The 18,900-nt window shown below is 64.3% G+C and carries 17 protein-coding genes; 7 read left to right on the top strand and 10 right to left on the bottom strand.

Annotation, left to right across the window (positions count from 1 at the left end; translation table 11 throughout):
• From ACFRJ9_RS06860 to ACFRJ9_RS06885, 6 genes are all read right to left on the bottom strand, one after another.
• Positions 1 to 246 carry a hypothetical protein gene (locus ACFRJ9_RS06860; RefSeq protein WP_377665785.1) on the bottom strand — a complete coding sequence of 82 codons (246 nt, stop codon included), beginning with the start codon at positions 244 to 246 and terminating at the stop codon, positions 1 to 3.
• A gap of 155 nt (positions 247 to 401) precedes the next feature.
• Positions 402 to 995 carry a histidine phosphatase family protein gene (locus tag ACFRJ9_RS06865; RefSeq protein WP_377665786.1) on the bottom strand — a complete coding sequence of 198 codons (594 nt, stop codon included), beginning with the start codon at positions 993 to 995 and terminating at the stop codon, positions 402 to 404.
• Between the two features lie 81 nt (positions 996 to 1,076).
• A complete protein-coding gene (locus ACFRJ9_RS06870; RefSeq protein ID WP_377665788.1) occupies positions 1,077 to 1,982 on the bottom strand; it encodes an alpha/beta fold hydrolase in 906 nt (301 codons plus the stop codon).
• A 62-nt stretch (positions 1,983 to 2,044) separates the two neighbouring features.
• Entirely contained in the window at positions 2,045 to 3,658 is a 1,614-nt protein-coding gene (locus ACFRJ9_RS06875; protein ID WP_377665790.1) for an amidohydrolase, read from the bottom strand.
• The gene (locus ACFRJ9_RS06880) at positions 3,655 to 4,887 is read right to left on the bottom strand and encodes a serine hydrolase domain-containing protein (protein WP_377665792.1); all 1,233 of its coding nucleotides are present in this window, start codon (positions 4,885 to 4,887) and stop codon (positions 3,655 to 3,657) included. The genes ACFRJ9_RS06875 and ACFRJ9_RS06880 overlap by 4 nt, the downstream gene beginning before the upstream one ends.
• Positions 4,884 to 6,344 carry a purine-cytosine permease family protein gene (locus tag ACFRJ9_RS06885; RefSeq protein ID WP_377665794.1) on the bottom strand — a complete coding sequence of 487 codons (1,461 nt, stop codon included), beginning with the start codon at positions 6,342 to 6,344 and terminating at the stop codon, positions 4,884 to 4,886. The genes ACFRJ9_RS06880 and ACFRJ9_RS06885 overlap by 4 nt, the downstream gene beginning before the upstream one ends.
• A gap of 113 nt (positions 6,345 to 6,457) precedes the next feature.
• On the opposite strand from ACFRJ9_RS06885, the gene ACFRJ9_RS06890 reads away from it, so the two are divergent.
• Entirely contained in the window at positions 6,458 to 7,099 is a 642-nt protein-coding gene (locus ACFRJ9_RS06890) for a TetR/AcrR family transcriptional regulator (RefSeq protein WP_377665799.1), read from the top strand.
• Between the two features lie 222 nt (positions 7,100 to 7,321).
• Positions 7,322 to 8,698 (top strand): protein kinase, encoded by a 1,377-nt coding sequence (locus ACFRJ9_RS06895; protein ID WP_377665801.1) that lies wholly within the window; start codon positions 7,322 to 7,324, stop codon positions 8,696 to 8,698.
• A 65-nt stretch (positions 8,699 to 8,763) separates the two neighbouring features.
• Here the strand turns inward: ACFRJ9_RS06895 and ACFRJ9_RS06900 are convergent, their stop codons facing one another.
• Positions 8,764 to 9,183, bottom strand: coding sequence for an Lrp/AsnC family transcriptional regulator (locus tag ACFRJ9_RS06900; RefSeq protein ID WP_377665803.1), 420 nt, complete (start codon positions 9,181 to 9,183; stop codon positions 8,764 to 8,766).
• Between the two features lie 68 nt (positions 9,184 to 9,251).
• On the opposite strand from ACFRJ9_RS06900, the gene ACFRJ9_RS06905 reads away from it, so the two are divergent.
• Entirely contained in the window at positions 9,252 to 9,884 is a 633-nt protein-coding gene (locus ACFRJ9_RS06905) for a LysE family transporter (RefSeq protein ID WP_377665805.1), read from the top strand.
• A gap of 12 nt (positions 9,885 to 9,896) precedes the next feature.
• Here ACFRJ9_RS06905 and ACFRJ9_RS06910 read toward each other — a convergent pair whose 3' ends face one another.
• Both ACFRJ9_RS06910 and ACFRJ9_RS06915 read right to left on the bottom strand, forming a co-directional pair.
• A complete protein-coding gene (locus tag ACFRJ9_RS06910; protein WP_377665807.1) occupies positions 9,897 to 11,369 on the bottom strand; it encodes a polysaccharide deacetylase family protein in 1,473 nt (490 codons plus the stop codon).
• A gap of 168 nt (positions 11,370 to 11,537) precedes the next feature.
• Positions 11,538 to 12,767 (bottom strand): ATP-binding protein, encoded by a 1,230-nt coding sequence (locus ACFRJ9_RS06915; RefSeq protein WP_377665809.1) that lies wholly within the window; start codon positions 12,765 to 12,767, stop codon positions 11,538 to 11,540.
• Positions 12,768 to 12,900: 133 nt separating this feature from the next.
• Here ACFRJ9_RS06915 and ACFRJ9_RS06920 point away from each other — a divergent pair, with 133 nt between their 5' ends.
• The 4 genes from ACFRJ9_RS06920 to ACFRJ9_RS06935 all read left to right on the top strand — a co-directional run bounded on the left by ACFRJ9_RS06920 (position 12,901) and on the right by ACFRJ9_RS06935 (position 16,479).
• A complete protein-coding gene (locus ACFRJ9_RS06920) occupies positions 12,901 to 14,325 on the top strand; it encodes an MFS transporter (RefSeq protein WP_377665811.1) in 1,425 nt (474 codons plus the stop codon).
• A gap of 3 nt (positions 14,326 to 14,328) precedes the next feature.
• A complete protein-coding gene (locus ACFRJ9_RS06925) occupies positions 14,329 to 15,405 on the top strand; it encodes a DUF998 domain-containing protein (protein WP_377665813.1) in 1,077 nt (358 codons plus the stop codon).
• Between the two features lie 65 nt (positions 15,406 to 15,470).
• Positions 15,471 to 15,968, top strand: coding sequence for a hypothetical protein (locus ACFRJ9_RS06930; RefSeq protein WP_377665815.1), 498 nt, complete (start codon positions 15,471 to 15,473; stop codon positions 15,966 to 15,968).
• Between the two features lie 100 nt (positions 15,969 to 16,068).
• Positions 16,069 to 16,479 (top strand): hypothetical protein, encoded by a 411-nt coding sequence (locus ACFRJ9_RS06935; RefSeq protein ID WP_377665817.1) that lies wholly within the window; start codon positions 16,069 to 16,071, stop codon positions 16,477 to 16,479.
• Here ACFRJ9_RS06935 and ACFRJ9_RS06940 read toward each other — a convergent pair.
• Positions 16,461 to 18,884, bottom strand: a complete 2,424-nt coding sequence (locus tag ACFRJ9_RS06940; RefSeq protein ID WP_377665819.1) for an HAD-IC family P-type ATPase — start codon at positions 18,882 to 18,884, stop codon at positions 16,461 to 16,463. The two genes, ACFRJ9_RS06935 and ACFRJ9_RS06940, sit on opposite strands and share 19 nt — an antisense overlap.
• Between the last annotated feature and the right edge of the window lie 16 nt (positions 18,885 to 18,900).

Raw genomic sequence — 18,900 nt, forward strand, 5'->3', positions numbered from 1 at the left:
TCACCATTGAACGTGGACGTCGAACTCCTCCGGGGGCCGGCCGGTTGATCGCGCCGCCGCTTCACGGACGGCCTGCGGTGCTTCGCCAAGGCTGGATGCCTGGACCACGAGGTCCGGAAATTGGGTAATTTGCAGCTCGAACCATCTGTCGGCGGCCCTCGTTACCAAGGCTGTCAAGGCAATGACCGGATGGGGCGCGCTGGCTGGGGCGGTCCCGCGACGGTAACCGTCAAGTGTGGGCGCCACAACCGACCTCCAAGACACTGGAGAGTGAGGGCCAACTTCTTGACATACTTGAGGATACAGAAATTGGCATGAGCCATGTCAATATGCCCGGCCCTAATTCTGCCTGACACACGATTCCACCTGACACATGATTCCGCCTGAGCCGGATTCCCGGGTCAGGCCCCGACGTCCGCGGTGACGCGCTCGCCATTGAAGTACTCGAGCTGCCAGCCGTCCGCGGCATCGAAGTGGGCCAGGTTGAGGACGGCGTTCTGGACACTGTCCAAGGTACGGCCGATCGCGCGGTTGAGTGTCAATCGAATCAATGTGCCGTGCGCAACCACCAGGACGCGCTTCCCGGCGAACTCCTCCGCAAGGCCCTCGAGTGCTGCGAGCCCGCGGCTGGCGGCGTCGTCATCGCTTTCGGCACCGCGGAAACCGCCCGGGATACGCAGCGCTTCCAACTCGGGACCGGCCTGAAGCCCCTCGGCGGGCCCGAAGCTGCGTTCGGTGAGCTCGGGAACCAGCCGGGAAACCGTGAGGCCCAACCCGTCCGCGATGATCTCCGCGGTCTCGGCGGCACGGCCCAGCGGCGAGGACACCACTGCGTCCCACTGGTGGTCGGACAGGAAGGCGACCGCGTCGCGAGCCTGGCCGCGGCCGACGTCGTTCAAGGGGATATCTGTGGCCCCTTGCAACCGGCGCTCCGCGTTCCAGTCGGTCTGGCCATGGCGGACGAGGGCGAAAGTTGTGAGGGTCATGCCTTCCATTCTGCCTTGAGCGTCCACAGCTCCGCAGTTCCCTACGTCACGTGAGGAAGCGTTCGACGCCGGTGGCCCGCCGTCGGGCGTTTATCGTTGCCGCGGTTCGTCCACGAGCCCCCGGACGGCATCCGGCTGTTCGACGGCGGCGAAGTGGCCGCACCGCGGGATGGTCACGGTGCGAACATGTGCGCCGAGAGTGGCCAGCCGCTCAAGGTCGGACACGGGCGTGAAGACGTCGTGGTCCCCGCGGATGGCCAGCACCGGGCAGCTGATGTTTTGAAACTGGTTGACGTCGTAAAGCGCTGCGGCTCGGGCAGCCGCACGGAAGCTGGCGGGCCGGGCGTCCTGCGCGAGCCTGTGGATCACGCTCGCCGGTATGGCTGCCGGGTCCGCGAACAGGGGTGACAGCAGCAGGCACATCAGCGGCGTGGTCCCCACCCGGCGGATCAGCGTCATTCCGGCGTGTCCGAAAACTGCCGTGGAACGCATGAGCAGCAGCATGCCCGCAAAGTAGGGGAGCCGGAGCCGCCATGGCTGCCGGATCGCGGCGGAAACGCCAAAGGTAGTCGCCGAAATCGTGGTGACACTGACGGTCTGCTTGGGCCAGGCGGCCGCCACGTGCAAAGCGATGAACCCGCCCATGGAGTGACCTACCATGTTCCACTCGCGGTAACCCAGGGCGGTCAAAACCTCGACGACGGCGCTCGCCATGGCCTCGACACTCGCGTTCCGCAGCCGGGCACCTTGCGTGGAGTCGCCCCAGCCCGGCAGGTCGAGCAGCAGCCGGTCGTTCCCTGGCCCGTCCGCTATCAATGGCAGGAATGTGGTCCACGATCCAGCGGCTCCGTGAAGGTAGACATGCGCCTTTCCGGACTCCGCTCCCATGCCGTCCCGGACCCGTACGGTGCAAGGACCAAGTTCCGTTGGAACGGTAATGCGCCTTAGCGCCGTCACACCTGAGGGTGCTGTTCGCTGCTGTACTTCCGTTGACACCCGCTGCTCCTAACCTCTGGCAGTGATTCGGAGCAGCGGGCGTGACGGATCGGCCGGGCTGCTCAGTCCTTTTCGTAGACCGTGCGGCCTCCCACCACCGTTCGCAGGACCTTGGTTTCCAGGAGCACTCCCGGGTTATCAGTGGCCAGCACGTCGGTGTCCAACACAACGAAATCGGCGTAGAGGCCCGCGGCCAGCCGCCCGATCTCATGCTCAGCGCCGCAGGTCCAGGCTGAATCGCGGGTGGCGTGTTCGATCGAATCAGCGAGGGGCAGTGCGAAGTCCGGCACGTTGGTTCCAGCGGACGCGTCCAAGGCAGAGGCGCGCGTGGTGGCCACATACATGTTGGGCAACGGCGCGTGCGGCGACGTGGGGGAGTCGGTGCCAAAGGCCAGGCAGGCGCCGGCCTCCCGGATCCACGGCCAAGGGAAGCCCCGCTCCACCCGGTCGTCGTCCAGCTTGGCGCGCCAGTTCTCGCTGATGGCGGGGTCGGCGTGGACCGGCTGCATGCTCGCGGTGATACCAAGCGCGGCGAGGCGATCGACGTCGGCCCTGTCCACCAACTCAAGGTGCTCGATCCGGTGACGACGTTCGCGGGGCCCGTTCTTGGCTACGGCGTGTTCCACTGCGCCTATGGCGATCCGCACCGACTCGTCCCCGATGGCGTGCATTGCCACCTTGAGGCCGGCGGCATCGGCGGCGGCCACCACCGGTGCGAGCTCGTCAAGGCTCCAGATCGGTTCGGCATTCGATCCGTCTGCGTACGGCGTCCCCAGCACGGCCGTGCAGCCATCGATGGTGCCGTCAATGATCACCTTGATGCCCACCACCCGCAGGAACGGCGTTTCATGCTCGACGGCGAGCGCGGCCGCCCGCTGGACCTGGGCGATGTTCTCCTCTGCAGAGCCAGTGTTGTTGACGCGCCAATAGGCGATGAGCCTGCTGGTCAGGGTGCCGTCCTTGTCGGCCCGTTTGAAGGCTTCAAGGTCGGTCTCGTTGAAGCCCATGTCGCAGGCGGTGGTCACGCCGGTCTCCCGGTAGGCCTGCTGGACTGCGGCGATGCTCGCAGCGTGCTCGCTGCCGCTCACATGCGAGTCGAGGAAGGGGAGGACCATGTCGTAGAACGCATTCTCGTCGATGTACCCGGTGGCCTGCCCGTCTGCGTCGCGTTTGATGGTCCCGCCGTGCGGGTTCGGGGTGTTGTCCGTGATCCCGAGTTCAGCCAAGGCGGCCGTATTCACCCAGACGGAGTGGAAGTCGTAGGCGAAGGCATAAACGGGCATGCCGGGCACCACAGCGTCCAGCATGGAGGCCTCCGGCACCCCGCCGGGGATGGCTCCGTGCAGCCAGCCGGTGGCCAGGATCCGGTCAGCGTCCGGGCGCTCGGTGTACCGTTCCTTGATCCGCTGCTGAATTTCTTCCACGGACTTGGCGCCCCACAGGCTGACTTGTCCCAGGGCTTCGCCGGTGCCCACCACATGGGCGTGGCCGTCGACGAATCCGGGGACTACCAAACGGCCCTCCAGGTCCGTGACCTCTGCATCCGGGCGCAGGCGCGAGGCTGTGCCGGCGTCGCCCACGTAAAGAAGGCGATCATCCTGGACAAGCATGGCCTCGGCCCAGCGGCGGGTGTCCGAGGTGAAGATGCGGGCATTGGTGTAGAGCTGGGTGGTCACGCGGCGTTTTCCTTGCTTGCTGTTTCGATGGTGTTTGCGTCGTCCAAGGTGTCGTCCGGGGCGTCGTCCAGGGTGCGGCTGACATCGAGGAATAATTGGTTCTGGAGTGCGTGCAGTTCATCGCTTTCCGGTTTCGGCCACGTGGACAGCTTCACGATCACGGTATCGGTGGACGGATCCAGCCACAGGTACTGCCCGTAGATTCCTATGCCCGTCACATTGCCGCGCTCGTTTCCCGTGCACCACCACTGCCTGGTGTAGGAGCCGCTCGGGTGGAGGGCGGTGAACGAGGAATCCATCATGGCCTTCTGGTCACCGCCCGCGAGGATGCTGCGGACCCACCCCTCGGACACCACCCTGCCGCCTGGACCTTTGCCGCCGTCGAGCACTAACCGGCCTACCCGGGCGAGGTCGCGGGCGGTGCAGGAGACCCCGCCGTTCGCGAAACCGAAACCGGCGGAGTCCAAGGTGATGGTGGCGTCCTGGTCGGCGTCGAGTTTGGACCACAGGTATTTCGAGAGGGCCTCGGAGTAGCGCAGCCCGGTGACGCGTTCGATGACCCAGGCGAGGACGTCCGTGTTGGCCGAACAGTATTGGAACTGGCCCACAGTGCCGTTGCCGGTGAGCGCGGCCAGGAACTCGTAGGTGTCCTGGGGGTCGCCGTCGTGGCGGGTGCGCCAGCCGGAGGAGCGGTCATGGGTCTGCACCTCGGACGACGGATCGACGTAGTCCTCGCTGTAGTCGATGTGGATGGCCATGTCGAGCACGTGCTGGACGGTGGGGCCGTCATACACCGATCCGGCGAGTTCGGGTATGTAGTGGACCACGCGGGCAGCTGGATCCACTTCCCCGGAATCGGTGAGGGCTCCGATGACCAAACCGCACATCGATTTGGAGACACTCATGACCAGGTGAAGGTCATCGGGTGCGAAGCCGGGACGGTAGTACTCGGCAATGACCTGGTTGCGGTGCAGGACCAGGAAGGCGTCGGTGTAGCTCTCCTCGAGGCGCTCCACCAGGTCCTGGACCTCCAGGGCGCCCAGGCGATCAGTAGCCACAGCCGGTGCGGCCGGGTAGCGGCGGGTGACTGCCGCCGTCGGGATCAATTCGGCGAGGTGGGCGAAGGACCACCTGTTGTGCGGCCCTTCCTGCCAGGTGTCCAGGCAGGGCTCCCCGGCGGGAGCGCCGGGGTAGCGGGCGGGGTGGGCGCCTGTGGCGGGGGAGGTCATGCGCGGGCTCCTTCGATTGCGGGGGATTTGGTGGGGCGTTGGCTTGCGGGGATGCGGGTCATGGCGATGTACACGCCGGAGGTGACCGCCATGGATACCGGCACGGAGAGGTCCAGTGAGCCCATGGCCGCGGCGATGGGGCCGGTCCAGGCCTCGTTGCTGAGGAAGAGCGACGCGACGGCGGCACCCAGGACCACTGCGAGCAGGCCGGGAATGTGCCAGCCGCCGTTGTACCAGAAGGGGCTGCCGGGCCGTTCGTTGAAGAGGTCCTCTCCCCTGTAGCGGTTTCGTCGGAGGATGACGTCCGTTGCGAAGATCGCCATGGTGGGGCCGGAGATGAGGACCAGCATTTGCAGCATCAGGTTGACGGCGTCCAGCAGGCTGGTGGACATCACAAGGTAGATGGTGAGCGCGGTGCCGATAGCACCGACTACTACAGCTGACGGGATGCGGCGGATGGGGACGCCGACCGACTGGAACGCCATGCTGGCCGTGTAAGTGGTCATGCCGTTCAGGGAAATCGTGTTGATGATGACGCCCACCACGAAGATGGGGCCCAACCAGGCCGGGAGCAGGGCGAGGAGGGCTGATTCGATGCCAAGATCCATGGCCGCGGCGTCAATGCCGGTGGCCAGGAGCGCGCCCACAACGGTGAAGAAGATGCAGGGCAAGGCGCCGCCGAAGGCTGTGGCGGCGATGATGTGGGACGGCTTGGTGGACTGCGGGAGGTAGCGGGCCAGGTCCGGGCTGTTGGTGTAGGACAGGGGAGTGGAGGCGAGGATGGCGAATCCGATGGTCATGGCAGACCACAGCGGTGCACCCTCCAGGGGCGCCGGAGCAGTGTAGCCCCACTGCACGTGGGGAAGGATGAAGGCGGTCACCAGCAGGAAGACGGCCAACAGCACCGAGGCCACCATGGGGTAGCTGCGCAGGATCAGGCTGTGGCCGAAGACTGCCACCAGGACGGTGATTGCGGCGACCACGATCGTGACGAGGACGGGGCCAAGGACGGGATCGGTGAATCCAAGCTGTGCCAGGAGTTCGGCGCCCATGAAGGATGACGCCAGCCAGTTGAGGGCCAGGAAGACGGCTGAGATGAACCATCCAAAGAAGGCGACAACAACCCTGTTGCCGCGGATTCCGTAGATGGCGCGGGTGATGACCGAGCCTGACGTTCCTGCTGCCGGTCCGCTGGTGGCGACGATGCCGGTGAGGATCCAGGGAAGGCTTCCGGCGATGATGACCAGGATGGCCTGCCAGAGTTCCATGCCAAGCAGGATCAGGGAGGCGCCAACCGTGAAGTTCAGGACGCTGACGTTGGGGGCTGCCCAGACCGGAAAGAGGTCGCGGGCGCGTCCGTGCCGTTCGGAGTCTTCGATGAGCTCGATTCCGCGGGTTTCGGGGTGGGCCAGGGGTTCTGGATAGCTGACTGCATCAGTCAAAGGGGGCTGGGACAACGCTGTTCCTCTCGGGCAAGATCCGGGCGCACGACGCTGGGGAACCGGATCATGGGCACTATTGGTCATGCGACCAACGTGCTATTGGTCACTAATCCAATAGACTGAACGGCATGGTGTCAAGCCCCACATCCCAACGCGTTCGAAAATTACCTGACGAGCGCCGTGCCGAGATCCTGTCCGAGGCCGCTTCCATTGCCCTGAGCGAAGGGCTTGAGCGGATCACGCTCCGCGCTGTCGCCGACCGCTTGGGAGTGCGGCCAGGCTTGATCAGCCACTACTACCCCGCGGCCGAAGACTTGGTCATCGCAGCCTTCGTCCGCGCCGTATCGGAGGAACGCGAAGAACTGTTTCCCGACGACGGCACCCCCCTGGCGCGCATGGCTCACCTGATCTCCCGCATCGAGGGGAGGGGCGCCTTCGAACTCACGCGGCTCTGGCTCAATGCCCGCCACCTCTGCCGGTTCACGCCGGCTTTGGCCGAGGCTCTGCTGGCACAGGAATACCTGGACCGGACCCGACTCACTGCCTTGATCGAGGACGGCGTGGCGTCAGGGGACTTCGTAGTGGATGACCCTTTCGCGGCCTGCATCCGGATCTGGGTGGCGATCGACGGTGTGGGCTCCTACGTCAACAACATGGGCTCGTTCGACTATGAGCCCTTCACGCGTTTTGTCACGGACATTTCCGAATGGTCGCTCGGAGTTCCCGACGGGAGGCTGCGGGCGGCTGTGGACCACCAGCGCATGGCCTGAGCCCCGCCGGCTGGCCACGCGTTTCTGTTGCAGCGAAATAGTAAGTATCCTGATAACTGATCTGGTGACACCGGATGATGTTGTTTGGGCTGGGGGTTGCCCAGGCCGCAGTTGGCTGAAGCAGACGGCCGACGCGAAAGTTTGATCGACGGCATTGCTTGGTAACGGCGGACATCGGTTGGGTCCGAAGCATCCAGACGGGCCCGAAGGACGTGACAATTCGTGGGCAACAATGAAGAGGCCGTGGACTTCCACGGCCCCCACTCCATCAGCAGCACGCTTGATGACCGCTACCAACTGGGTCCGGTCTTGGGCAGGGGAGCCATGTCCACTGTGTACAGGGCGACGGACCTGCTGCTCGGCCGCAAGGTAGCCATCAAGATCTTCCTCCCCGGCTCGGGTGATGACTCCTTCAGGGAACGCCAACAAACTGAAATGCGACTCCTCGCCGCGTTTGACCACCCGGGACTCGTCGCGGCGTTTGACGCGGGAGTCGACACCCGGAACGACGAAGAGCGCGCGTACCTGGTCATGGAACTAGCCGAGGGCCGGGACCTGCGCGCCGTGCTGTCCGACGGGCCACTCACCATTCCCGAAACAGCCCGCATTGGGATCCGGATCGCCGGGGCCCTGTCACAAGTTCACGAACACGGCGTCATCCACCGCGACATCAAACCGGCCAACATCCTGGTATCCGACGACTCGGAGCTGGCCGAATCCGTGAAGCTGGCGGACTTTGGCGTCGCACTGGTCATGAGTGAGAACCGACTCACTGCCACGGGGTTCACTGTGGGCACTGCCCAGTACCTCAGCCCGGAGCAGGCGCAGGGACTGCACCTGACTCCGGCCAGTGACATCTATTCTCTGGGGCTCGTGCTCCTCGAATGCCTGACCGGGAAGGCAGAGTACCCGGGAACACCCATCGAGACGGCTTCCGCGCGCCTGCATCGCGGGCCGGAAATTCCGCATGAGCTGCCCGCACCGTTGCGGCGGCTCCTTGAGGCGATGACCCACATGGATCCTGGGAAGCGTCCACAAGCCCAGGACGTCGAACAAATGCTGGCCGAAGAGCGGATCCAGTCGGGACGAAGGACCGCCTTGCTGCCTCCCGTGCCTTCCCGGTCACCGCTCCGTACAGCCACCCGGCGGCAGGCCGCCGTCGCGGGTCTTCGGACCCTCAGCAAACGACGTCCCAAGACCGTCCGTGGCGTCGCAGCAGCGGCCGTGACTGTTCCGCTGGCACTGGTGATTCTGGCTCAGGGCCTCACCCTGTCCGGCACCACCGCGGAGCCGGTCCAGCCCGCCGACACCGGAGTGTCCCAAGCCGAGCCGCAGCCGAGCACGCCCGTTGCTCCGGCTGCTCCCGTTCGAACACTGCCGGCCGAGGCCGTGGCGGAAGTCCCGCCGGCAGAAGCCGTCAACCTTCCGGAGCCCGTGCAGGCGCCCGTGGAGACGCCAGTGCCCGCGCCGGCCCCTGTTGTGGTCCAGGCCCCTGCTTTGGTCCCGGGCAATGCCATCGCAGAGACCAAGAGCGGTGGAAACAGCGGCAAGAAGCCAGATAAGGCCGACAAGGCCAAGGGGCACGGCGGTGGCAAGTAGTCCAAGCCTCGGTGACAAACGCACGACGGCGGGACGTCGCCGTCGTGGGTCAGTGCAGTTTCGGATTACCGGAGGGCCAGCCGGGTCTGGGTTTGGGCTGCGCCGGCATCGGCCTTGAGCCGGCGTAGGAGCAGATCGAGCGCCTTGGTGCTGGGCACAACGACGCGAAGGATGTAGTCGTACGGGCCGGTCACGTGCACCGCGTCCCTTACGGCGTATTCGGTTCCGGCCCATTTCAGGAAGGCAGTGGAATCCGTGTCCGGGGTGAGACGAACGTCGATGAATGCTTCCAGTCCCGCTCCGGGATCAGGCGCTTCGCTGGACAGTATTGCCCGGTAGCCCACAATGACGCCACTCGTCTCGAGGCGTCGGACCCGGGCTGAAGCAGCGTTGGTACTCAACCCAATCCGCCGGCCAAGGTCGCTGAACGTGATCCGCGCTTCGCTCTGGAGAATACCGACAATTCTTTCGTCAATGGGGTCCATGCTGCGATCCTAGCCGTCCGGCCGCGATAATTGTTGTTGCGTCCCGCTCGCGGCTGCACCATGCGTACATGGACTTCATTACAGCACTGGGCGGCGGAATGCTTGCGGGCATCGGCTTGGCGGCACCCCTTGGAGCGATCGGCGTGCTGTTGGTGCGCGAAGGGCTGACGAACGGATTCAAGGAGGCAGCCCCGGCCGCTGCCGCCGTCGCGTTGATCGATGCGAGCTACTGCGCCCTGGCCGTAATGGCTGGTGGATTGGTGGCTCCGACCATCACCTCATGGGGTAACGTCCCAGCCATCACAGGAGGTTTCGTCCTTATCGCCTTGGGTTTCCATGGCATGTATCGAACCAGCACCTCGGTCTCCGCCGGGGAAGGAGCCTCCGCGCCGTCGAAGTGGCGCCGGTTTGGGCTCTTCGCGGGGCTTACCGCGGTCAACCCCGCCACACTTGTGTACTTCGCAGCACTGACGCTGGGGCTCGGGAGTGTCCTCTCGTCGCCTGCTGGGCCGGTGACGTTCATCGCGGGAGTTGCGTTTGCATCGCTGACCTGGCAGCTGGGACTTGTATTTACTGGTTCGTTTTTCCGGGGACATGTCACAGTCAAAGCTCAGCGCTTGCTCTCGATGGCCGGAAACGCCGTCATCGTTGCCCTCGGCTTGGCCGCGATCATCTCAGTTTCGTTCGGTTCCCAGCGGTGAAATTGGTGGTGCTCAGCGGCCCGGAACACACCCTGGTGCCGTGCCACGGCACTTGTAGGATCCACCTGCTTTCAGGTCAATCCCGGCGAACAACTGCGGGAGCGTCACCAGGTAGAAGCCCTTGCCCTTGAGCTGGGTGATGAGCTCATCCTGGCCATCCACTGTGGTGGCATGGACATCGTGTTGAAGGATGATGGAGCCGGGCTTGACCAGGCCCATGATCCGGGGAATGAATACCGACTTGTTCCGGGACTGCCAATCCAGGGAATCAACATCCCACGTGATCAGGGGCAGCCCCACGGACGCGGCAACAGTCTTGTTGCTCGCACCGTACGGCGGCCGCAGATAGGCAGGCACAATCCCTGTTGCCTTTTCGATGGCAGCCTGGGTTCCCTGGACCTCCTGGCCTATCCCGGCAGGCGAAAGCTTGGTCAGGTAGGGGTGGGTCATGGTGTGGTTGGCGATGGGGTGCCCGGCTGCAGCGACAGACCGGGCAACGGCCGGGTTCGCTTTGACGTATCCGCCCTGCTGGAAAAACGTGGCAAACACCCTGTGCTTTTCCAGGATCCCCAGCAGCCGGGAAGTTTGGGCGTTCGGCCCGTCGTCGTAAGTCAGTGCGGCACAGGCTACGAGGTCGCAGTTGACGTGTTCTGCTCCTCCGGGGGCGGGTGCCGGAGGGGCGAACGCAGCCTTGGCCATGACTGCCTGCCGAAGCGCCTGACCCGAAGGCGAGATGATTTCATGGGTTGCTTCCGGGCTGAGTACAACCGTGGCGGGATCAGCCAGCGCGGCGCCCGTGCCTGGAACGTGGCGGAAAGTGATGCTGAGATCCCCTGCGGGGGTCAGTGCGACGGCGGAGAGCAGCTCGGCGTCCGGGATTGGTCCGGCAACGGTGCTGGGATCCGGGGTGCCGGGGACCGGTACCTCCCGGAGCAATTCCCGCAGGGAGTCGATCTCGGCAGGGTTGATCAATGAGGCGCTGGCCGAGACAACACCGGTGCTGAGGTCCTCGTACGTGATCTCATCCGTGAGCCCGGTCAGGACGCCCCCGGCCATTGTTGTCTGGACGAACCTGGAGCCAACCACGTTTCCGGCGGCCAGGACAATTTCGTGGGTGATCGATACCCCGTTGCTCAGCAGCACGGAAGGGGTAGCCGGCAGCGCCGCGGGCTCATGGTGCCCTCCCGCCCTTGCATCGAAAATGCTGATCAAACGGGCATCGAGCTTGTTGTTGAAAGCCTCTGCTCCGCTGATGTATTGCCACGTCGCTGCCGTGGGGGATGACCCTTCCGTGCGTGTTGTCATGTCCACCAGCGAGCGGGATCCCAAGGCAATCTTCGGTGGAGCCGTGGCAAGGATGGCGTTGACCGGCGGCCGGGGCGTCACCGGTTCCACCGGTTCCGGAACGCAAGACGCCACAGCGAAACCCGCCACAAGCGTCAGCGAAGCCGCGAGCGGCAGGCGCGAAGACTTGGACGGCTTCACGTGTCCCCCCAACAAAAATGCGAAAGGGTCATGCCTCGAATCATGGCAGCCACAGCACTCAGCCGGTTGGCGACACCCCGCAGCGTGCCGTCGTCGTCCGTGCCGCGTGTTGGCATTTAATGGCAATGTTGCTGGCAATTACTGTCATTAAATGTCAGCTCGCGGGGCCTACAGACCTGCCGGGAAGCTGACCGCGACCGTTGTTCCGCCGCCGGACGTTTCCTTGAGGGTGAGCTCGCCGCCGTGAGCTTTGGCGATGCTGCTGCAGGTTGCCAGACCGAGTCCGGAACCCGGACCGTCGCCTTCCCGCCGCAGGCGCACCAAGGGTTCCAGGCACTTGGCGCGGTCTTCGGGGTTGATGCCCTTGCCGTTGTCCGCGACGTAGACGGTTGAACCGTGATAGTTGGAAATGCCGCTGACACGGACGCGGAGGGAGCGTTCCGGGCTGCGATAGTTCATGGCGTTGGACACGAGATTCTGCAGCAGGGTACGGAGTTGCCCGCGATCCGCGTGGACCGTCAGGTCCTGCACCTCCACGATGTCGTGGTCCTCAATGCCGAGGTCCCGGGCCACTTCTTCGGCCACATCACGCAGGGACAAGGGTGCCGGCTGGATGCCGCCACCCACGCGGGAGTAGCTCAGGACATCTTCCAGCATTCCGAGCATCCGGCGGCCGCTGGAGCCGATCCGGTCAAGGTATTGGGCGGCCGTACTGTTCGGCTCCACGTCGGGATCGTCTTCCACGAGCTCCACATAGCCCAGGATGGTGGTCAGCGGGATGCGGAGATCGTGGCTGACCCGGCCGGCGAATCCGGCAAGCTTGGCGTTGCTGTCCTTGAGCTCGGCGTAGGTGCGGTCCAGCTGAACTGTCCGGTGCTGCAATTCCAGCAACTCCACCACCTGCTTGGCCAGTACTTCCAGCATGCTGACCTGTTCCGGGCGCAGCTCCTTGGTGTTGTCCGAGAAGACGCACAAGGTTCCGGGAACGAAACCCGATTCCGTCTGCAACGGGACCGAAGCGTAGAAGCGGACGTTGCCGATTTCCCCTGTGACGAAGGGGTTGTCCGCGAAACGTGGGTCCAGGGACGCATCTGCCACGACGGTCCGCTCGCGGGAGAGGAACACCTTGGCGCACATGGAATCCTCGCGCGAGCACACACCGGGTTCCACGCCCCAGGCGCCGATCTGGTGCTGGTATTCGGCGCTGACGATGTTGACCACGCCAAAGGGGGCGCCGCAAAGCTCAGTGGCCAGCCGCACCAGGTTCTGCAAGGCGCTCATGACTGAAGCGTTGGGCAGGAGGGTGGAATCCGCTCCCGGGTCCAGGCCGTACTCCAGCAATTCCTGATCCCGGCTAACGTCGTCGGTGAAGGACAGCTGCCCCCGAACTTCCGTCATTGAAAACATTCCCCCAAGCGTCTTTAGGATTCCCTGCCGATCCTACCGGGAGGTTGGCAGGGTGGCTTGTCATCGGGATTTGGGTGGCTGTGAGCCGTATCCGAGCCAGTGCCTTCTCAGTACACTGGGACGCATGACCGAGCAGGGACCGGCCTCGGCTGCGGCTTCCGAAGACATCGATCTGTCCGTGCGCACTCCCGCCCAGCGATCCCGCACGTTCACGGGAATCCTGGTGAATACCGCACTCGCCAACATCACCACCAGCTACCTATGGTTCGCCCTGACCTTCTGGGTGTACTTGGAGACCCGGAACGTCATTGCCACGGGTGTCATCGGTGGTGCGTACATGCTCTTGATCGCCCTTTCCAGCATCAGCTTCGGGACCTTCGTGGACCGCTACCGCAAGCTGGCCGTGATGCGTTTCGCCGCCGGCTTTACGTTGGTGATGTTCATCCTGGCGGGGGTCATGTTCCTGCTGACACCGGTGGACGCGTTGCTGGACCTGGGCCAGCCGTGGTTCTGGATCTTCACAGTGATCATCCTGGTGGGAGCGGTGGTGGAGAACATGCGCAACATCGCCCTGGCCACCACCGTAACCATCCTCATTGAGCCGGACCGGCGCGCCAACGCCAACGGGCTGGTGGGCATGGTGCAGGGACTCATGTTCATCGTTACTTCCGTGCTGTCCGGATTGTCCGTGGGTTTATTGGGCATGGGCTGGACAATTGCGGTGGCTTTGGTGCTCACTATGCTGGCATTCGCCCACCTGCTCACGCTGCGCCTGCCCGAGGAAGTGCGGGCCGCCGCCACTGATGCGCATGGAGGGTTCGACTTGCGCGGCTCACTCGCTGCGGTGCTTGCCATTTCCGGGCTCTTCGCGCTGATCCTGTTCTCTACGTTCAACAACTTCATCGGTGGCGTCTACATGGCGTTGATGGATCCTTACGGCCTGGAGATGTTCTCCGTGGAGCTCTGGGGGATTTACACCGCAGTGGGCGCCACCGGAATCATTGTGGGCGGGGCGCTGATCGGCAAGTTCGGGCTCGGGGCCAACCCGCTGAGGACCATGCTGATCGCGGTGGCACTGATGGGTGTCCTCGGTGCTGTGTTCACCGTAAGGGAGTGGGCATGGTTATATATCGCCGGCATCTGGCTGTACTTGGCCTTGGTGCCTGTGGTGGAAGCGGCGGAGCAGACAGTGATCCAGCGGGTGGTCCCCTTGGAACGGCAGGGCCGGGTGTTCGGATTCGCCATGGCCTTTGAGTCCGCGGCGGCACCCATCACCGCCTTCCTCATTGCACCGCTCGCGCAGTTCTGGATCATTCCCTACGCCCGGTCCACGGAGGGCGCCGCACAATTGGCGCCACTCCTGGGAGAAGGAACTTCCAGGGGCATCGCGCTGGTGTTCCTCATTGCCGGAATCACTATGATCGCGGCGGCGCTGCTGGCCTTCCTGACTCCCGTCTACCGCCGGGTCTCGGCATCGTACGCGCAGACGGCAGCAGAAGAGCCGGAAAGCGACAACGCATCGGACGCCGCCTCCGGGCGTGGGAGGTAGACCGTGGACGCTGCAGGAAAAGCGCCGCAGAGCCGCTTGGACACCGAGTCCGAGGCACTCGTCGCGGCGTCGGCAGCCGCCGTTGTCGCGGGACTGGCTGCGCTGCTGATCTTCATCGGCCGCAACCCGCCGTTATGGGGAGGTGTCTCCATCGGCCTCGTGTCCACGGTTTCAGTGCTGGTCTTGGGGCTGGCCTCGGGATACACGGGCTATTGGCGTTCACGCAATCTTCCCGGGCAGCAGTGGCGGGCTCAGCTTCCATCCTGGAAGTTCATCGTGGACGCATCAACGGTGGCGCTCGTCCACGCCCTGATCGCTGCTATAGCGGCCATAGCAACGTTCGTGCTGCTGCAGCGAAGTTTCCAAGGCCTCACCCTGGACGCCTTCGCCGCCACCGTGGCAATGGCTGTGTCCTCCGCGCTTGCGGTGTACTGGATCTACCTTTCCGTGTCAGACATAAGAACCCACAAGTTGTCGGCGCTGCTGGTGCTGTTCATGGCCACAAGCATGGTGGCGAGCATGGCGACGGCCCAGGACCCGCAATGGTGGGAGTACCACTTCAGCCAACTCGGAACGTTGGGTGGAGCGTCAAGCAGCCTGTTTAATTTGTCGTTGATGGTCGCGGGCGTCTTCATCACCACTTTCGCCCTGTACCTCAACCGCGACCTCCGGTCGCTCATTGAGCGCGGCGTGCTTGTCAACCAGTGGAGCGCTGGTCTTTGCTCGGGCGCCTTCGTGGCCATGGGATTGTTGCTCGCAGGGGTAGGCGCAGTTCCAGTGGATGTCAGTTTCCTGCTCCACACACTGTGCGCTTCCGGAATGGCACTGATCTTTATCGGGCTGCTGGTTGCGTCGCCCCTTGTCCTTCGTGGTCTGCCGCGCCGCTTCTTTTGGTTGTGCGGGGGCTTCCTGGCCGCCCTCATCGTGTCGCTGGTCCTCTATTTCCCGGTGGGCTATTTCAACCTCACGGCTTTTGAGCTGGTCGCCTTTGTCATCATCTACGGTTGGATCGCCGTCTTCATCCGCCTGCTCGACGCCCTGGCCACCCCCACGCAACCCGTGCCGGCCGCTGCCGCCTAGCCTTCTTCGAGTGAGAACTGCACCACCCCCTACCCCCGTGGACGGGCCTGTGGAATCATCGGCAAATGGACCAATATCTGTGGGTTTTGAAGGATGACCAGCTTGATCTGATTCGCGAATTGGAGCCCGCGCGCATCGCGCTGCTCGATGAGGACGGCCTGCTTTCGTTGCACAAACGAGTCCGGCGCGCCCGCAATAAATACACCACCAACTATCGACGCAAGGCGGCCGGCGAAGTATCCGAAGCCGGTGGGCGGGGGACTGCCGCCAGCAAGTCAGACAAGGCGCGGGCCCGGGCGTACGTGTTTGAGGAAGCCCTTTCGATCGTCAGCACAGAACTAGCCCGGGTGGCCCATGACGCCGCCGAAGCCCTCAAGGATGAGCGCCTGGAACGGGCACGCGCCGGGAAGTCTGCCGGCCCGGAATCCTCCGGATCGGCAAACACCTCCATTGCCGGTGCGGGCCGGGTCTTGTCGCACCAGAAGACCACCGGCGGCATCAAACGCGACGCCTCCAGCAGTTGGCAAGGCGCGCAGCGCCAGGCCAAAAAGGACGGGCGCTGAACAGCCCGGCACAGGCGACAAACGCACGACGGCGACCTCCCGCCGTCGTGCGTTTCTTTGGTTCGCTGGTGGTTGCCGCTTGCTCGTCTATGCTCGGTTCATGACTAAGGGGCTGAGCCGGAAGCGGCCGGGCGTGGTGACGTTTGCAGTTGTGCTGATGTACATCGGAGGCATCGCACAGATAGGCCTCGGGATCCTGACCATTTTCCTGAGGTACACGCCCGAAGCCCAATCCGGGGGGATAGCGCTGCCCATCACGTTGTTGGGCGCGGGGATGATCCTGTTCGGTCTCTTGGTGATCGGCCTTGCCTCGGGAGTGGCGCGAGGAAGCGACGCCGCCCGCCGCGGAACCACGGCCGTGATGCTGCTCAGCCTGGCATTCGCGGTGGTGGACCTTATTGTCGCCGCGGACGGAGACTGGTCCGGCGTGATAGTTCAATCAATCGCCGCCGCAGCGGTGCTTGTACCGTTGTGGACCGGCCCCGGTCGGCGCTATTTCGCAGCCCGCTGACGCAACGCCTCCTCTGCGTCGCGGTGGGCCACGCGGCGGTGGACAAAGCGGACAATCTCGATCAGGGCGATGCATGCGAGGGACGTTGCCAGGACCAGGAGTGCCGTGGGCAGGGTGGGATCGGTGAATTGCAGGAAATCGCGCACAATCGGCACTGAATAGACCACCACCAGGCCCACCATCATTGCCCCGATAACCAACCCTTTGAACCGTGTCACAGGTCGGGAAAGCACCACCAGGATCCAGATGCCCACAATGGCCAGGATCAGTGTTGACCCGGTCCTGATCTCGGCCTCCGGGATGCTCATGTTCGCGGCAAGACGGGCATAGGCGGCCAGGCCCAAGGTCACGGACACCCCCGCCGGCACTGCGAAGGTGAGGGAGCGCCGCAGGAAGCCGGGGATATAGCGCTGCGCGTTGGGCAGCAAGGCCAGGAAGAACGCCGGTATGCCGATGGTCAGACCGTCCGTCACCGAGAGTTGCCGGGGGAGGAACGGGAACGGGAGCAGCAGGATGCCGAACGTGATCGCGAGGAAAGTTGCGTAGGCGGTCTTCGTGAGGAACAGCATGGAGACGCGTTCGATATTGGCGATCACCTGCCGGCCCTCGGCCACGACGCTCGGCAAATGTGAGAACTTTCCATCAAGGAGGACCAGGCGCGCCACGGCTTTTGTGGCCGCCGCGCCCGAGTTCATGGCCACGCCGATATCGGCTTCCTTGATGGCCAGGGCATCGTTGACCCCGTCGCCGGTCATGGCTACCGTGTGGCCGGCGGACTTCAGCGCCACCACGATCCGCTTCTTCTGGTCCGGTGTGACGCGACCAAAAACCACGTTGCTGTTGATGGCCTCCAGGAGTTCCTGGTTCCCCTCCGGCAGCTCGCGCGCGTCGAACCCGTGCGGTGCGTCCAGGCCCACCTCCCTCGCGATAGCGGCCACCGTCTGGGGATTGTCACCGGAGATGATCCGGACATCGACTCCCTGCGCGGCGAAGTAGGAAAGCGTCTCGGCGGCGTCCGGCCGGATGTTCTCCTTGAAGGTCAGGAGCACTACAGGGACGGCGTCCGCAGGCACGGTTTCATCCGTTGTCGGGGTTCCGTGCGCAAGGACCAAGGTACGGCGGCCGGTAGTGGCCAGGTCTGCCGCCTGGGCAGCCAGTTGCCGGAGCAGGGGGTCCTCGGAGTGGCGTGCCGGGAACACCATTTCCGGCCCACCGAGAATCCACATATCGTCCTCGAACACCACGGCACTCCACTTGCGGGCCGATGAGAACGGGACGCGGTCCGCGGGGTGCCCGGCGGGCGGCTCGGTGAATTGTCCGGAGAGACTGCGCGCCGTAGCGTTGGCGTCCTTCTGCACTCCGTACCAGGCAAGGACAGACTCCCAACCGGAGCGGGGCGTCAGGGGGTGGGCGGCATCGAACACGATGTCGCCCTGGGTCAGCGTGCCGGTCTTGTCGAGGCAAATGATGTCCACCCTGGCAAGGCCTTCCACGGCAGGCAGTTCCTGGACCAGCACCTGTTGGCGTGCCAGCTTCACCGCCCCCACAGCGAAGGTAATGCTGGTCATGAGCACCAGCCCCAGGGGAACCATGGCCACCACCGCGGCGATGGTGGCGGTAGCGGCGTCACGCCATGCCCCACTGGCCGAAGCTTCAGCCCATCCGCCTTGCGCCAGCATTTGGGCGTTCAAAACCAACAACGCCACCGGCCCTACGAACCAGGTCACCCATTTCAGGACCCGGTCGATCGAGGAACGGAGCTCCGATGCCACCAACGAAAACCGCTTGGCTTCGGCCGCGAGCGAGTTCGCGAAAGAATCAGCGCCCACCCGGTCCACCACTGCAGTGCCTTCTCCTGCCACCACTACAGAGCCGGACAGGACGCGATCGCCGTCGGACTTCTCAACAGCATCGGATTCGCCCGTGAGCATCGATTCGTCGATTTGGAGCCCCCGCGAACCGGCCACAATGGCATCCGCCGGGACCTGATCACCCGCCCTCAGGACCAGGGTATCGTCAAGGACAACGTCATCCAGGGAAATTTCCGCCTCGGAGCCGTCCCTGAGCACCCGGGCATGGGGCGCGTTCAACAAAGCCAACCGGTCCAGGGCCCGCTTGGCCCGGTACTCCTGGACGCTGCCGATGACGGCGTTCGCCACGGCACTGAATCCGAAGAGCGCATCCTGCCAGCGCCCAATAGCGAAAAGAACAATGAAGCAGGCAAGGATGATGCCGTTGAACAAGGTGAGGACATTGGCCCGCACAATGCTCCACACGCTCCGGCTGGTGTCCTGGACAAAGGCGTTGGTCTGTCCTGACGCGATCCTCTCGGCAACGTCGGAAGAGCTCAAACCCCCAAGCCGTGTGTCGACGTCGCTGTGCGTTGGTTGCACTGCCTTATCCATGACTCAGTGCCCCCTG

Source organism: Paenarthrobacter sp. NPDC056912, assembly GCF_042786555.1.
Classification (GTDB): Bacteria; Actinomycetota; Actinomycetes; order Actinomycetales; family Micrococcaceae; genus Arthrobacter.

Excerpts from the sequence above, each read along its gene's own strand:
- ACFRJ9_RS06865 (WP_377665786.1), bottom strand. The coding sequence starts at position 995 with ATGGAAGGCATGACCCTCACAACTTTCGCCCTCGTCCGCCATGGCCAG.
- ACFRJ9_RS06880 (WP_377665792.1), bottom strand. The coding sequence starts at position 4,887 with ATGACCTCCCCCGCCACAGGCGCCCACCCCGCCCGCTACCCCGGCGCT.
- ACFRJ9_RS06890 (WP_377665799.1), top strand. The coding sequence starts at position 6,458 with ATGGTGTCAAGCCCCACATCCCAACGCGTTCGAAAATTACCTGACGAG.
- ACFRJ9_RS06900 (WP_377665803.1), bottom strand. The coding sequence starts at position 9,183 with ATGGACCCCATTGACGAAAGAATTGTCGGTATTCTCCAGAGCGAAGCG.
- ACFRJ9_RS06905 (WP_377665805.1), top strand. The coding sequence starts at position 9,252 with ATGGACTTCATTACAGCACTGGGCGGCGGAATGCTTGCGGGCATCGGC.
- ACFRJ9_RS06915 (WP_377665809.1), bottom strand. The coding sequence starts at position 12,767 with ATGACGGAAGTTCGGGGGCAGCTGTCCTTCACCGACGACGTTAGCCGG.
- ACFRJ9_RS06920 (WP_377665811.1), top strand. The coding sequence starts at position 12,901 with ATGACCGAGCAGGGACCGGCCTCGGCTGCGGCTTCCGAAGACATCGAT.
- ACFRJ9_RS06930 (WP_377665815.1), top strand. The coding sequence starts at position 15,471 with ATGGACCAATATCTGTGGGTTTTGAAGGATGACCAGCTTGATCTGATT.
- ACFRJ9_RS06935 (WP_377665817.1), top strand. The coding sequence starts at position 16,069 with ATGACTAAGGGGCTGAGCCGGAAGCGGCCGGGCGTGGTGACGTTTGCA.
- ACFRJ9_RS06940 (WP_377665819.1), bottom strand. The coding sequence starts at position 18,884 with ATGGATAAGGCAGTGCAACCAACGCACAGCGACGTCGACACACGGCTT.